The organism is Thiemannella venezuelensis (assembly GCF_014203605.1).
Classification (GTDB): Bacteria; Actinomycetota; Actinomycetes; order Streptosporangiales; family Streptosporangiaceae; genus Planomonospora_A; species Planomonospora_A venezuelensis.
On the sequence record NZ_JACHJJ010000013.1, the window covers coordinates 64481 to 79212 of the forward strand.

Sequence of the window (14732 nt, forward strand, 5' to 3'; positions counted from 1 at the left end):
AGATGACCACCGCACGACTCCTCGCCCTCGACCACATCGTGCTCGCTCTGGTCGCCGTGCTCTGGCTCGGCGCCGGGGCGGCCACGGTCGCGGCCCGCCGCGACCGCCGCACCCGGCTCGCGGCCCTCGCTCTCACTCTGGGCGCCCTCGCCGCCACGGGCGGCCGCCTCGCCCTGGCCGTCGCGCTGAGCCGGTCCGGCTGGTGGTTCGCCGCGGACAAGCTCCTGCTCGCCCTCCCCCTGGTGGCGGTCCCCGCGCTGGCCGCGGCGGTCCTCTCCGTGCCGCGGCTGCTGCGGCCCGATCCCGCCCCGTCCACCGCCGTCCCCGTCCTGGCCGCCGCCTACGGCGCCGCCGGCGGCGTCCTGGCCGCCCTCACGGTCTCCTACCCCGTCCCCCCGGTCACCGCCGCGTTCCTGGTCGCCCTGGTGGTCACCGCCACCGTCATCACCCGCCGCCGTCTCTCCTCCCCCGCGGATCCCCCCGCGGGATCCTCCACCGCCGCGGCGCTCCGTGCCCGGGGGCGGGGCCGCCGGAGCACGACGGCGGGGATCGCGGTGCTCTGCTCCGCCCTGGTCTGGGCCGGGCTGTCGGCCTGGTCGAGCAGGATCCCGGACCGGCTCGACCTCGGCGCCCACCACTCCGGCCAGGGCGTCCGCCCGGTGACGGGCACGAGGCCGGTGACCGACCTGCGGGGGCCCGCCACCGGGGCGGCGGTCCGCCGCTTCACCCTCACCGCCCGGCCCGCGACCGTCATCCTGGCCTCCGGCAGGCGGGTCGAGGCGTGGACCTTCAACGGCACGGTCCCCGGCCCGACGATCCGGGCCCGCCAGGGCGAGCTGGTCGAGGTACGGCTGCGCAACGCGATGCCCGGTCTCGGCGTGACCCTGCACTGGCACGGCTACGACGTCCCCGCGGGGGAGGACGGCGTCGCCGGGGTCACCCAGGACGCGGTCCGGCCCGGGGGCGAGTTCGTCTACCGCTTCCTGGCCGAGGATCCCGGCAGCTACTGGTACCACAGCCACGACCTGTCGGACCAGGCCGTCCGCATGGGCCTGTACGGCATGCTCGTCGTCGATCCCGCGCCCGCTCCGGGGGAGGGTCCCGCGGAGGCCTCCCCGGAGGAGACCGCGGGGGAACCGGCCGGAGCCTCCGCGGAGGCCCCCGCGACCTCCCCCGGCGCGGTCTCCGACCACACGGTCTCCGTCCACGTGCTCGGCGGCGTCCCGACCACGGCCGTCGACGACCGGCCTCCCGCCGAGGGCCTGGCCCTGCTCCGGGTCTCCCCCGGAACCCCGGTCCGGCTGCGCGTCACCGGCACCGACAACGCCCGGCGGACCCTGGGTCTGAGCGGCGCGCCGTACCGGATCTCCGCCGTGGACGGCCGGGACCTGCCCGGCGCGCGCGAGGTGACCGGTGCGCGGGTCCGGCTGGCCGCGGGCGGCCGCTACGACCTGACCTTCACCATGCCCGCCGCGCCCGTCCTGCTCTCCGTCGACGACCGGGCCGACCTCGGCCTGCTCGTCACCCCGGGACCGGGCGCCGCCCCGCCGCCCGCCGCCGGCCCGCTGCTGGACGTCACCGTCTACGGCTCCGGGGGCCTGCCCGAGCTCGGTTCCTTCGACCGGGAGGTCACCTGGGTGCTCGACCGGGGTCTGGCCATGCTCGACGGGGCACCGGCCCTGGCGCACACGGTCAACGGCGAGGTCTGGCCGGACATCTCCTTCCCCGTCGTCCGGGAAGGCGACCTGGTGAAGATCACCGTGGCCAACCGCGGCAGGGACACCCACCCCATGCACCCGCACGGGCACCACGTCCTGGTGCTGTCCCGCAACGGAGTCCCGGCCACCGCCCCGGTGTGGACCGACACCTTCGACGTCGGGCCCGGCGAGGTGTGGGAGGTGGCGATGCGCGCCGACAACCCGGGCATCTGGATGTCCCACTGCCACGACCTGAGCCATGCGGCCCTCGGCATGACCTTCCACTTCGCCTACGAGGGCGTGACGACCCCCTACGACGCGGGCCACGCCTCGGGCAACCACCCCGAGTGAGGCCGCTATCCCGGAGAACGGGCGCGAGCCGCACAGGATCGTCCTGTACGGCTCGCACCGGGTCTCCGGGACCCGTCACCTCTTCTTCTGCGCCTGCTTCTTCTCGCGGATCTTCATCGTGACCTCGAGGGGCGACCCGGCGAAGCCGAACTCCTCGCGGATCCGGCGCTCGATGAAGCGGCGGTAGGTCTCCTCCAGGAAGCCCGAGGTGAACAGCACGAACTTCGGCGGCTCCGTCGCCGCCTGCGTGGCGAAGAGGATCTTGGGCTGCTTGCCGCCGCGGACCGGCGGCGGGGTGGCCGCGACCAGATCGGTGAGGAAGGCGTTGAGGCGGGCCGTCGGCACGCGGGTGGACCAGGAGTCCAGCGCCTTCTCGATGGCCGGGACGAGCCGGTCGACGTGCCAGCCGGTCTTGGCGGAGATGTTGACCCGCAGCGCCCACGGCACGCGGACGAGCTGGCGGTCGATCTCCTTCTCCAGGTAGTAGCGGCGGTCCTCGTCCAGCAGGTCCCACTTGTTGAACGCCACGACCATGGCCCGGCCGGACTCGATCACCAGCGAGATGATCCGCAGGTCCTGCTCGGTCAGCACATCGCTGGCGTCGATGAGCACGATCGCGATCTCCGAGCGCTCCAGGGCGCCCCTGGTCCGCATGCTGGCGTAGAAGTCGGCGCCCTTGAGCTCGCGGTCGCGGCGGCGGATGCCGGCGGTGTCCACGAAGCGCCACGTCCTGCCGCCCAGCTCGATCAGCTCGTCGACCGGGTCGCGCGTGGTTCCGGCCATCGGGTCGACGAGCACGCGCTCGCTGCCCGCGAGCTTGTTCAGCAGCGAGGACTTGCCCACGTTGGGCTTGCCGAGCAGCGCGACCCTGCGCGGGCCCCGCTCGGCGCCGAAACGCTGCGGAGGCGTCTCGGGCAGCTTGTCCAGCACCACGTCGAGCAGGTCTCCGCTGGAGCGGCCGTGCAGCGCGGAGACCGGCTGGGGCTCGCCCAGGCCGAGCGACCAGAGCGCGGCGGCCTCCAGCTCCATCTGCTGGTTGTCGACCTTGTTCGCGGCCAGGATGACCGGCTTGCCGGAGCCGCGCAGCACGTGGCCGACGATCTCGTCGGAGTCGGTCACGCCGACGGCGGCGTCCACCACGAACAGGATGACGTCGGCCAGCTCGGCCGCGATCTGCGCCTGCTCGGCGATCCGCAGGGCCATGCCGGTCGCGTCGGGGTCCCACCCGCCGGTGTCGACCACCGTGAACCGGCGCCCCCGCCAGGTGGCCTCGTAGGTCACCCGGTCCCGGGTCACGCCGGGCACGTCCTCCACGACCGCCTCGCGGCGGCCGATGATCCTGTTGACCAGGGTGGACTTGCCCACGTTGGGGCGGCCCACCACGGCCACGACGGGCAGCGGACCGGAGTCCGGCGCCTCGTCCGTCGAGCTGTCTTCGGTCCCCAGATCGGCGAGCTCAGCGTCGATCCAGCCGCGGTCGTCGTCGTATTCCCCAGTCACACTTTTTCCTTGATGACGCGTAGGACCTCGGCGATGACCTCGTCGAGGTTCAGCGGTGTGGTGTCCAGCTCGACGGCGTCGGGCGCCATCGTCAGCGGGTCGGTCTTCCTCGTCGAGTCCAAGGTGTCGCGCCGGGCCATGGCGGCCTTCTGCGCCTCCACCGTGGTGCCGTCGAGCTCCGCGCTGCGGCGGGCGGCCCGGGCGTCCGCGCTCGCGGTCAGGTAGATCTTGACCGGAGCGTCCGGCGCGACCACGGTGCCGATGTCGCGGCCCTCGACCACGATGCCGCCCGCGCCGATGATCTCCCGCTGCTCGGCGACGAGCCGGCGCCGCACCTCGGGCACCGCGCTCACCGCGGAGACGGCGGCGGTGACCTCGGCGGTGCGGACGGGACCGGCTGCGTCGGCGCCGTCCACGGCCACCGAGGGCGCGTCCGGATCGGTGCCCATCGTGAGCACCGGCTCCTGCGCCCTGGCCGCGACGGCCTCCGGATCGGCGAGGTCCACGCCGTGGCTGAGCATCCACCACGTGATCGCCCGGTACATCGCCCCGGTGTCGAGATACCGCAGCCCCAGCGCCCGCGCGACCCCGCGCGACGCGCTCGACTTGCCCGACCCCGAGGGCCCGTCCATGGCGACGACCAGTCCGGTCACGGCGCCCTCTCCCTTGCACCCGATTCGGTTGTTCGTACGAGGCTACCGGGAGCCGGAACGCGGCCACGCCATCATGCGGCCGCGCGCCACCGCCCGCGGGCTCCGCGAGGCCGGGACCCGTGGCGGCGGGCCCGCCCTCCCCCGGTCCGGGCGGGTTCCGGTCCGGCCGGGTTCCGGGCCGGGCCTCAGGGCAGGTGCCAGCCGTGCGCGCGCAGGGCCGCCGAGAGCGTGTCGGCCGCCTCGGGCTGCACGAACAGGTCGGCCGCGCCCAGCGGCAGGCCCGGGGCGTGCTCCAGGCGGACGTCCTCGATGTTGACGCCGGTCTCCTCGGCCACCTGGAACAGCCGGGCCAGCTCGCCCGGACGGTCGCCGATGATCACCTGGACGGCCGTGTAGGTGCGCGCCGGGCCCCCGTGCTTGCCGGGGATCCGGCCGGTCCCCGCGACGCCGCGGTGGAGCAGGTCGGTGACCGTGCTCATCGCGCCGCCCTCGGGGGAGACCGGGGCCGGCGCGGCGGGAACGGGATCGGCGGCGGGGGCGGGGGCGGGGGCGGGGGCGGGGGCGGGGGCGGGGGCGGGGGCGGGGGCGGGGGCGGGGGCGGCCGGCCCGGGGACGGGCTCGGCGGCGGAGGCGCGCAGCGCGGCGGCCGCGGCGGCCAGGTCGGCCGCGACCGCCTCCAGGACGTCGGCCACCGGGAGCGCGTTGCCCGACAGGATGCCGGTCCACAGACCGGGATCCCCGGCCGCGATGCGCGTGACGTCCCGGACGCCCGGCCCGGCCAGGCCCAGCGCGGCCGCCGGGGCGTCGGCGAGCCGGGCGGCCACCGCGGAGGCGGCCACGTGGGGGGCGTGCGAGACCAGTGCGACGGCCCGGTCGTGCTGGACGGCGTCGACCTCGACGACCTCGCCGCCGCAGAGCTTGACCAGGCCGCGCAGGAGCTCCACCGCCTCGGGCGAGGTCTCCTCCGTCGGGCACAGCGCCCACGGCCGTCCGAGGAACAGGTCGGCGCGGGCCGCGGCGGGCCCGGAACGCTCCCGGCCGGCGAGCGGGTGCCCGGCGACGTAGGTGGTCAGGTCGCAGCCGAGCTCTCCGGCCAGCCGGAGCGGGAGCGCCTTGACGCTGGCCACGTCGGTGTAGAACCGGGCGGCCCCGGCCCGCTGGAGCTGCGCGAGCTGCTCGGCGACCACGTGCGGCGGGACGGCGATGACGGCCAGGTCCACGGGGCGCCCGGGGTGCCAGGCGACGTCCGGGGCCAGGTCGGCGGGGCGCCCGGGGTGCCACTCGATGCCCGCGCCCAGCTCCCTGGCCAGCCGTACGGCCGCCGCGTCGCGGTCGGTCAGGTAGACCGTGACCCCCTGCTCGCGCAGGGCCAGGGCGATCGAGGTGCCGATCAGGCCCGTGCCGACGATGAGAACGCTCTCCAGGCCGCTCATGCGGGCTCCTCTGGCGTGGAGACCCGCGAGGGGGCCGCCGGGAACGGGGAATGGCACGGGGGGTTCACTGGGCGATGTCCACGCGCAGGGCCACCGCGCCGCGCAGGTAGACGTGCTGGATCTCCTGGCGGGACTTGCCGGTCTCCACGTGGGCCATCAGCCGTACGACGTGGGGCAGCGCGCCCGGCACGTCGATCTCGGAGGCGCAGATGAGCGGCACGTCGTGGAAGCCGAGCTTGCGGGCGGCCAGCGCGGGGAACTCCGCGGTCAGGTCGGGGGTCGCCGTGAAGATCACGCTGATCACGTCGTCGGTGGTGAGCCCGTTGCGGTTCATCACCTCGCTGACCAGCTCGGTGACCCCGGACAGGATGGCGTCCCTGTCGTTGCCCTCGACCTGGATCGCCCCGCGGATCGCCCGCACCATCGTCGTTCCTCCGTACCGCTCACGCCGGACCACCAGGGGGTGGTCCGGCGTGTCCCGAACGTGTGTATTCCGGAAGGTTACAGCCCGACGGCGGCGTACAGTTCGCCGACCTCCTTGACGGTCAGCGCACGGACGGTGCCCGGCTTGAGGCGGCCCAGCTTGACCGGGCCGAACTCGATGCGGGCCAGGTCGATGACCGGGTGCCCGACCTCCTCCAGCATGCGCCGGACGATGTGCTTGCGGCCCTCGTGCAGGACGATCTCGACCAGCGCCTGCTGGCCGTGCTCCTGGACCAGCGCGAAGGAGTCGGCCTTGGCGATGCCGTCCTCCAGCTCGACGCCCTTCTTCAGGCGGCGGGCCAGGTCGGGCTTGATCCGGCCGGGGACCTTCGCCCAGTACTTCTTCTGCACGCCGTAGCTGGGGTGGGTCAGGCGGTTGGCCAGCTCGCCGTCGTTGGTGAGCAGGATCAGGCCCTCGGTCTCGGTGTCGAGGCGGCCCACGTGGAAAAGGCGCTCGGTGCGGTCGGCCACGTAGTCGGCCAGGGACGGCCGGCCCTCAGGGTCGGACATGGTGCTGACCACGCCGATCGGCTTGTTGATGGCGAAGTAGACCAGGTCCGGCATGGTCGGCAGCCGCTTGCCGTCCACGTGGATGACCTGCCTGGCCGGGTCGACCCGGGCGCCGAAGCGGCGGACCACCTGGCCGTCGACCGTCACCCGGCCGTCACCGATCATGTCCTCGCAGGCGCGGCGGCTGGCCACGCCCGCCTGGGCGAGGACCTTCTGCAGCCGGACGCCGCCCGGCACCTCGGTGGTGTCGCGCTCGTCGGTGTAGTCGCGGTCGTAGAAGTCGGAGTCGCGCATGGGCTGGCGGGCGGTCTTGAAGCGGTCGTTCTCGATCGCGCCGGGCCTGTCCCCGGCCTTGGCCGCGGAGGCCCGGCCCGGAGTCGCACGGCCCGGAGTCGCACGGCCCGGAGTCGCACGGCCCGGGCCGTACTGGCCGGCGCGCTTGCCGCCGATCGTCTGCACTTCGTCCCGGCGCTCGTTCCTGCCGTAGCGGGCCCGGGAACCGCCCCGGTCGTCGCGGCGCGGTCCTTCTGCGCGGAAACCGCCCCGGTCGCCCCGGTCGTCACGGCGGTCGGCACGGGAACCGTCCCGGTCGGCGCGGAAGCCGCCCCGGTCGTCACGGGAACCGGACCCGCCGCGGTCGTCGCGGCGGTCGGAGCGGAAGCCGCCCCGGCCCTCGTCGCCCCGCTCGGCGCGGAACCCTCCGCGCTCGCCCTCCGCGGGCCTGCCGTACCGGCTTCGCGAGCCCTCGCGGTCGGAACGGAAGCCGCCCCGGTCGTCACGGGTGCCGAACCCGCCGCGGTCGTCGCGGCGCTCCGGGCGGAAGCCGCCGCGGTCCTCGCCGCGCGGCCCCTCGGCCCGGAAACCGCCCCGGTCGCCCCGGTCGTCACGGCGGTCGGCGCGGAAGCCGCCCCGGTCGTCGCGGCCCTGGGAGCGGAAGTCCCGGTCGTCGCGGCGCTCCGGGCGGAAACCGCGGTCGTCCCGCCGGGGGGCGTCGCCGCGGTCGTCGCGACGCGGGGAGTCCGAGCGGAAGCCGCGGCTGTCGGCGCGGAAGCCTCCCTGGGAGCCGCCGGAGGACGAGCCGCCGCGGAACCCGCCGCCACCGCGGGAGTTGCCGCCCGCGCGCGGGGCGCCGCCACGCGGGGCGCCGCCACGGCCTCGACCGCGTCCATCACCGGACGGGGTGCTACGCCTGCTGTTCACTGTCTGTGCTCCTCTAGGGTTTCCACGTCGTCGGGCAGGAAGGGGGCCAGCTCGGGAAGCTCATCGAGGTCCCGCAGGCCCATCCGCTCGAGAAAGTACGAACTGGTCCGGTAGAGCACGGCCTGGCTCTCCGGTTCGGTGCCGGCCTCTTCGACCAGCCCTCTGGTCACCAGCGTGCGGATGACACCGTCGCTGTTGACGCCTCGGATGGCCGCCACCCTCGCCCGGCTCACGGGCTGCCGGTAGGCGACCACGGCCAGGGTCTCCAGGGCGGCCTGGGTGAGCCGCGTCTGCTGGCCGTCGCGGACGAACCGCTCCACGACAGGGGCGCACTCGGCCCGCGTGTAGAACCGCCAGCCGCCCGCGACCTCTCTCAGATCGAAACCACGGCCCGCCGCGGTGTATTCCGCCGCCAGCTCCCGCAGGGCGGCGGCGACCTCCCTCGTGGGCCGCTCCAGCACCTGGGCGAGCGTCACCTCGGCGACCGGCTCGTCGACCACGAGCAGGATCGCCTCCAGTCCGGCGCGCAGTCCCGGCCCGCTTCCTCCGGTCTCCGGCCCGGCCGTGAACCCGGCCTCCGGCCCGGTGGCCGGCGGCTCCGCCGGAAGCGGTCCGGCTGCCGTCGGCTCAGTCGCCGTCGGCTCAGTCGTCATCGGCTCGGCCGTCGTCGGTTCGGTCGCCGGCTCGGCCATCGGCGGGTTCCTTCCTCGCTCGGTCGTCGTAGTCGTCCGCCACCACGACGTCCCCGTCGTCGCTGCCGGTCCAGGTCACGTGCAGGTCCCCGAGGGGCTCCACCTGCTCGAAGGAGACCGCCGCCTCCCGGAAGAGCTCCAGGACGGCCAGGAAGCGCGCGACGACTTCGAAGGTGCCGGCGCAGTCGGAGGTGAGCGCCCGGAAGGTCGCCCGGCGCAGCCGCCGCAGCCGTTCGACAAGGATAACCGCCTGCTCGCGGACGTTGGCGAGCGGTTGGTAGATGTGGGCGACCGAGACCGACGGCGGCGCCTTGGGCGCGAAGGCGCGCCGGGCGATCTCGGCGAGGCGCTCGGGGCCGATGCCGAGGACCAGTTCGGGCAGGAGGTTCGCGAACCTGGCCTCCATCGGCACGGTCCGGGGGAAGCGCAGGGCCTCCTCGGCCATCCTGCCGGAGAAGACCTTGGCGACCTCCTTGTAGGCCCGGTACTGCAGGAGGCGGGCGAAGAGCAGGTCGCGGGCCTCCAGCAGGGCGAGGTCCTCCTCGTCGTCCACCTCGCCGGAGGGCAGCAGCCGGGCGGCCTTCAGGTCGAGCAGGGTCGCGGCCACGAGGAGGAAGTGGCTCGTCTGGTCCAGGTCCCACTCCGGCCCCCTGGCCCGGATGTAGGCGATGAACTCGTCGGTGACCCGGCTGAGCGAGACCTCGGTGATGTCCAGCTTGTGCTTGGAGATCAGGCCGAGCAGCAGGTCGAAGGGGCCTTCGAAGACCTCCAGGTGCACCCGGAAGGTGCCGTCGTCGGTCGTCTGGGGCTGCTCGGTCATCCCGCCATTGTGGCGTACCCGGGCGCGTCCGGGGGTGCTCCGGAGGAGCCGGCGGCGTCCGGTGGCCACCGCCCGGCGGCGTGGCCGTGCGGAGGGCGTTTCAGCCGCCCGGGCCCGGGACCGGCCTCACCTGCCCTGCGCGTCCCAGCGGGCGAGGACCTCGCGAGCCAGTTCGCGGTAGGCGCTGGCGCCGAGGGAGGAGGAGTCGAAGGTGGTGATGGGCTCACCGGCCACGGTGGCGTCGGGGAAGCGGACCGTGCGGTTGATCACGGTGTGGTAGACCTTCTCGTCGAAGGCCTCGACCACCCGCGCCAGCACCTCGCGGCCGTGCAGGGTGCGCGCGTCGAACATCGTGGCGAGCAGGCCCTCGATCACCAGTTCCTCGTTGATGCGCTCCTGGACCTTGATGATGGTGTCCATGAGCAGCGCGACGCCGCGCAGCGCGAAGAACTCGCACTCCAGCGGGACCATGACACCGTGCGCGCAGGCCAGGGCGTTGATCGTGAGCAGGCCGAGGGAGGGCTGGCAGTCGATCAGGCAGACGTCGTACTCCGGCAGCAGGGGTTTGATCACCCGGCCGAGCACCTGCTCACGGGCGACCTCCGTGACGAGCTGGACCTCGGCCGCGGACAGGTCGATGTTGCTGGGCAGCAGGTCCATGTTCTCGACACCGGTCTCCAGCAGCACGTCCTCCGCGGTGACCTGGCGGTCCATGAGGAGGTTGTAGATCGTCAGATCCAGCTGGAGCGGGTTGATCCCGAGGCCCACCGAGAGGGCGCCCTGCGGGTCGAAGTCGACGAGCAGCACCTTCAGCCCGGCCTCGGCCAGCGCGGCGCCCAGGTTGATGGTGGTGGTCGTCTTGCCGACGCCGCCCTTCTGGTTGACCATGGCGACGACGCGGGCCGGTCCGTGGACCGTCCGCGGGCGCGGCTCGGGGAACACCGGGCGAGGCCGCATGGTCGGGCCGAGGACCCCCCCGCCGCGAGGGGCCCCCGCGGTCTTGGTGTCCCCCCAAGGGTTCTCGGGGTTTCCGGGGGTCGTCCCCCGGATGGAACCGTCGGTCACAGTCACCAGTCAGAACCTCCCTGACGGTCTCGAACCGGACCGTCCGGACGGACACTACGACGACAACACGTATGCGGCAAGACGGCACGCCCGGCCGCAACGGCTGTCAACGCCGCCCACGCGGGTGCGCCGCGGCGTATATCTCCCGGAACCCGTCGGCCGTCGCCGGGAGGCCCGCCGGGGCGGCGGTCACCGAAACATGGCCGAGAAGCTCCTGCACTACCCTAACGTCCGCACCGCCGTCCAGGAGGTGCGTTGCGAACGAATGCCGCAACATGTGCGGTGACACCCCGTCCAGCCCCGCGCGCTCGGCGGCGGCCTGGAGGACCTCCCAGGCCCCCTGGCGGGTGAGCCTGCCGCCGCGGGCGTTGAGGAACAGCCCGGAGGTGCCGCGGCCGTGGGCGGCGATGCCCGGCCGGGCCCGCGTGAGATAGGCCTCCAGCGCCTCGCCGGCGAACCGGCCGAGCGGCACGGGCCGGGGCCGCCCGCCCTGGCCGCCCAGCCTGACCTGCCGGGCCCGGGGATCGAGGTCGACGTCGTCCACGGTGAGGCCGACCGCCTCGGAGATGCGTGCGCCGGTGCCGTACAGCAGTTCCAGCAGTGCCCTGTTGCGCAGGGTGAGCGGGGCGCCGTCGGGACCGGAGGCGGCGATCAGCCGCTCGACCTCCCCGATCCCGATCGCCTTGGGCGGGCGCCGGAGCCGGCGCGGCGGGCGGATCCGGCAGGCCGGGTCGTGACCGGACACGCCCTCGCGCACCGCGAAGCGGTGCAGGCCGCGCACGGCGGAGACGGCCCGCGCCGCCGAACTGGCGACGAGGGCGCGGTGCTCCTCGTCGCCCTCGCTCAGCGCGGTCAGGAACGCCGTGACGTCGGCCTCGGCGACCTCGCCGAAGGTGACGCGTCCCCGGCTCCTGAGGTACTCCACGTACCGCACGAGGTCACGGCGGTAGGAGGCCAGCGTGTTGGCGGCCAGGCCCCGCTCCCCCGCCAGGTGGGCGAGGTAGCGGCAGAGCACCGTCTCCGTCTGCGCGGCCTCCGTCTCGCTCAGGGTGTCCTCCCGTCATGCCTCCGGTGCGTCGGCGGGCCGCAGCGAGGCGAAACCGTCCGCCGAGGCGGCGTATGCGGCGAGGATACCGGCCACGGCCTGGGAATTGTGGATCATTCCGTCCAGGGCGCGCCGGACCGCGTCGGCCAGGGGGATCCAGGCCACCGGCATGTCGGCCTCCTCGTGCCGGCGCACGTAGTCCAGCTCCGCGGCGGGGATGGGGCTGACGTCCCTGGCCAGGAAGATCCGGGTCCTCTCGTCCGTCATGCCGGGCGAGGTGAAGGCGTCGACGAGGGTGTGCCAGGTCGCGGCCCGGTAGCCCGCCTCCTCGGCCAGCTCTCGGGCGGCGTTGACCTGCAGCGGCTCGTCCTCGACGTCCCGGAGCCCGGCGGGCAGCTCCCAGAGCAGGCGGCGGGCCGGGTGGCGGTACTGCCGGATCAGCAGCACCCGCCCCCGCTCGTCCAGCGCGACCACGGCCACCGACCCGGGATGGGTCACGTAGTCGCGGTCGACGACGTCGCCGTCCGGCATGACGACCGCGTCGGTGACGCCGGAGATGACGCGGGCGCCGAAGTGCCGGGTGGTGGAGACGACCTTCCACTCCTCGGGGACGTCCCGGACCTCCCGGGCCGCGCCGCTTCCCGCGTCGCTCACTTGCCGCGCCCCGCCCTGGCGACGGTGCCGCGCTCGTCGGCGTAGGCGAGGGCGGCGCCGATCAGGCCCTTGAACATCGGGTGCGAGCGGGTCGGCCGGGAGCGGAGCTCGGGGTGCGCCTGGGTGCCGATGAAGAACGGGTGCACGTCGGTGGGCAGCTCGGCGTATTCCACCAGGCGGCCGTCGGGCGACAGGCCGGAGAAGACCAGGCCGGCCTTCTCCAGCTGCTCGCGGTAGGTGTTGTTGACCTCGTAGCGGTGCCGGTGGCGCTCGTCCGCCTTGGCCTTGCCGTACAGCTGGCGCGCGAGGGAGCCCTCGGCGAGCTTGGCGGTGTACAGGCCCAGCCGCATGGTCCCGCCCATGTCGCGCTCGCCGGAGACCACGTCCTCCTGGTCGGCCATGGTGGAGATGACCGGGTGGGCGGTGTCGGGGTCGAACTCGGTGCTGCCGGCGTCCTCGATGCCGGCCAGGTTGCGGGCGGCCTCGATGACGATGCACTGCATGCCGAGGCAGAGGCCGAGCAGCGGGATGCGGTTCTCGCGGGCGTGGCGGACCGCGCCGAGCTTGCCCTCGATGCCGCGCACCCCGAAGCCGCCGGGGATGACCACGCCGTCGACGCCGTCGAGCTCGCGACCGGCGCCCTCGGGGGTCTCGCAGTCGTCGCTCTTGACCCAGCGGATGTTGACCCGGGCGTCGTTGGCGAAGCCGCCCGCGCGCAGCGCCTCGGTGACCGACAGGTAGGCGTCGGGCAGGTCGATGTACTTGCCGACGAGCGCGACGGTGACCTCCTTGGCCGGGTGGTGCACCCGGCGCAGCAGCTGCTCCCACTCCTTCCAGACCACGTCGCGGAAGGGCAGGCCCAGGCGGCGCACGACGTAGGCGTCCAGGCCCTCGGAGTGCAGGACCTTGGGGATGTCGTAGATGCTCGCCGCGTCGACGGCGGACACCACCGCGTCCTCGTCGACGTCGCACATGAGGCTGATCTTGCGCTTGATCGCGTTGGTGACCGGGCGGTCGGAGCGCAGCACGATCGCGTCGGGCTGGATGCCGATGTTGCGCAGCGCGGCGACCGAGTGCTGGGTCGGCTTGGTCTTCAGCTCCCCGCTCGGCCCGATGTACGGCAGCAGCGAGACGTGCAGGAAGAACACGTTGTCGCGGCCGACCTCGTGGCGGACCTGGCGGACGGCCTCCAGGAAGGGCAGCGACTCGATGTCGCCGACAGTGCCGCCGACCTCGGTGATGACCACGTCGACGTCGGGGCCGGCCATGGACCGGATGCGGTCCTTGATCTCGTTGGTGATGTGCGGGATGACCTGGACGGTGTCGCCGAGGTACTCGCCGCGCCGCTCCTTGGCGATCACGCTGGAGTAGATCTGGCCGGTGGTCACGTTGGCCGAGCCGTGCAGCTCGGTGTCGAGGAAGCGCTCGTAGTGGCCGACGTCGAGGTCGGTCTCGGCCCCGTCGTCGGTGACGAAGACCTCGCCGTGCTGGAACGGGTTCATCGTCCCGGGGTCGACGTTGAGGTAGGGGTCGAGCTTCTGCATGGTGACCCGGAGGCCACGCAGCTTGAGCAGGCGTCCCAGGCTGGAGGCCGTCAGTCCCTTTCCGAGACTGGAGGCGACGCCGCCGGTGACGAACAGATGCTTGGTGTGTGCGGCGCTGCGCAAGGAGTCTCCCGTGGTCGTGACAGATCAGTCGGCGCACCCTGCTGGGCGGCCTACAGGTCCACGGGCTCTCAGAATATCAAACCGCGCCCGCGAGGTGCCCGTACACCCCCCTGCCCCCGCGTTCCGCTCTTAGCTGACCAGAGAGTAACTTGAGCGTCTATGTCGCTTCGTGGCGTGGTACGGCGTGCCGCCGGCACCCTCATTCACCGTGGCTGGAACGCGATCCGCGCGGCCGGCACGGTCAGCCCGGCCAATCCCGCCGGCTACCGCTTCCGCCGTCTCGGCGAGGGCGTCTGCCTCGCGTTCCCCGTCGGAGCCATCTTCGGCGAGGCCTGGATCGAGATCGGCGAGCACACCCTGGTGGGCGAGCGCGTCTCCATCTCCGCGGGCATGGGGCCGGGGGTGGACCTGGGCCCGGACCCGATCGTGCGGATCGGCGGGAGCTGCTCGATCGGCCGGGGCAGCCACATCGTCGGCCACCAGTCGATCGACATCGGCGACCACGTGTTCACCGGCCCGTACGTCTACATCACCGACCAGAACCACGTCTACGACGACCCCGAGATGCCGATCGGCCGCCAGTGGCCGCGCAACAAGGCGGTCTCGATCGGCTCGGGCTCGTGGCTGGGCACCGGCGCGATCATCCTTCCGGGCACCCGGATCGGCCGCCAGTGCGTGGTCGCGGGCGGGGCGGTGGTCCGCGGCGAGTTCCCCGACCACAGCGTGATCGCGGGCGTCCCCGCCAAGGTCGTCCGCCGGTACACCCCCGGCGAGGGCTGGCAGTCGCCCCACCTCGACGCTTCCCACCTCAACGGCACCCGCCCCGCCGCCGGGGAGCCTCCCGTGACGGCGCTCGCCGCGACCGAGGTCCCGGACCGCCCCGCGCTCGACGCGGTCTGATCCCTCCCGCATCCGCTGCGCGGCGGAGACGGTCTCCCCCGCGCGACGGAATTCGCCGCCGC

13 protein-coding genes are annotated in these 14732 nt (G+C 73.8%); 2 read left to right on the plus strand and 11 right to left on the minus strand.

Annotated features, from left to right (window positions below):
• The first annotated feature begins 2 nt into the window (after positions 1–2).
• The gene (locus tag FHS22_RS19720) at positions 3–2048 is read left to right on the plus strand and encodes a multicopper oxidase family protein (RefSeq protein WP_184943699.1); all 2046 of its coding nucleotides are present in this window, start codon (positions 3–5) and stop codon (positions 2046–2048) included.
• A 75-nt stretch (positions 2049–2123) separates the two neighbouring features.
• Here FHS22_RS19720 and der read toward each other — a convergent pair whose 3' ends face one another.
• The 11 genes from der to FHS22_RS19775 all read right to left on the minus strand — a co-directional run bounded on the left by der (position 2124) and on the right by FHS22_RS19775 (position 13770).
• The gene (gene der, locus FHS22_RS19725) at positions 2124–3494 is read right to left on the minus strand and encodes a ribosome biogenesis GTPase Der (protein WP_260408113.1); all 1371 of its coding nucleotides are present in this window, start codon (positions 3492–3494) and stop codon (positions 2124–2126) included.
• Between the two features lie 50 nt (positions 3495–3544).
• Positions 3545–4201: a (d)CMP kinase gene (cmk, locus tag FHS22_RS19730; protein WP_338047833.1), complete on the minus strand. Its 657-nt coding sequence runs from the start codon at positions 4199–4201 to the stop codon at positions 3545–3547.
• 185 nt (positions 4202–4386) lie between these two features.
• Positions 4387–5634, minus strand: a complete 1248-nt coding sequence (locus FHS22_RS19735; RefSeq protein WP_184943701.1) for a prephenate dehydrogenase — start codon at positions 5632–5634, stop codon at positions 4387–4389.
• A 64-nt stretch (positions 5635–5698) separates the two neighbouring features.
• Positions 5699–6058, minus strand: coding sequence for a chorismate mutase (gene aroH / locus FHS22_RS19740; protein WP_184943702.1), 360 nt, complete (start codon positions 6056–6058; stop codon positions 5699–5701).
• Between the two features lie 77 nt (positions 6059–6135).
• The gene (locus FHS22_RS19745) at positions 6136–7827 is read right to left on the minus strand and encodes a pseudouridine synthase (RefSeq protein WP_184943703.1); all 1692 of its coding nucleotides are present in this window, start codon (positions 7825–7827) and stop codon (positions 6136–6138) included.
• On the minus strand, positions 7824–8480 hold the full coding sequence (gene scpB / locus FHS22_RS19750; RefSeq protein ID WP_260408103.1) for an SMC-Scp complex subunit ScpB: 657 nt from the start codon (positions 8478–8480) through the stop codon (positions 7824–7826). Before scpB ends, FHS22_RS19745 begins: the two co-directional genes overlap by 4 nt.
• Positions 8470–9339, minus strand: coding sequence for a segregation and condensation protein A (locus tag FHS22_RS19755; protein WP_184943704.1), 870 nt, complete (start codon positions 9337–9339; stop codon positions 8470–8472). The genes scpB and FHS22_RS19755 overlap by 11 nt, the downstream gene beginning before the upstream one ends.
• Positions 9340–9465: 126 nt before the next feature.
• Positions 9466–10413 carry a ParA family protein gene (locus FHS22_RS19760; RefSeq protein WP_184943835.1) on the minus strand — a complete coding sequence of 316 codons (948 nt, stop codon included), beginning with the start codon at positions 10411–10413 and terminating at the stop codon, positions 9466–9468.
• A gap of 97 nt (positions 10414–10510) precedes the next feature.
• Positions 10511–11419 carry a tyrosine recombinase gene (locus FHS22_RS19765; RefSeq protein ID WP_338047834.1) on the minus strand — a complete coding sequence of 303 codons (909 nt, stop codon included), beginning with the start codon at positions 11417–11419 and terminating at the stop codon, positions 10511–10513.
• Between the two features lie 45 nt (positions 11420–11464).
• A complete protein-coding gene (locus tag FHS22_RS19770; protein ID WP_184943705.1) occupies positions 11465–12103 on the minus strand; it encodes an NUDIX domain-containing protein in 639 nt (212 codons plus the stop codon).
• Positions 12100–13770, minus strand: a complete 1671-nt coding sequence (locus FHS22_RS19775) for a CTP synthase (RefSeq protein ID WP_184943706.1) — start codon at positions 13768–13770, stop codon at positions 12100–12102. The genes FHS22_RS19770 and FHS22_RS19775 overlap by 4 nt, the downstream gene beginning before the upstream one ends.
• A gap of 159 nt (positions 13771–13929) precedes the next feature.
• On the opposite strand from FHS22_RS19775, the gene FHS22_RS19780 reads away from it, so the two are divergent.
• Positions 13930–14670: an acyltransferase gene (locus FHS22_RS19780; protein WP_260408104.1), complete on the plus strand. Its 741-nt coding sequence runs from the start codon at positions 13930–13932 to the stop codon at positions 14668–14670.
• Positions 14671–14732 lie beyond the last annotated feature (62 nt).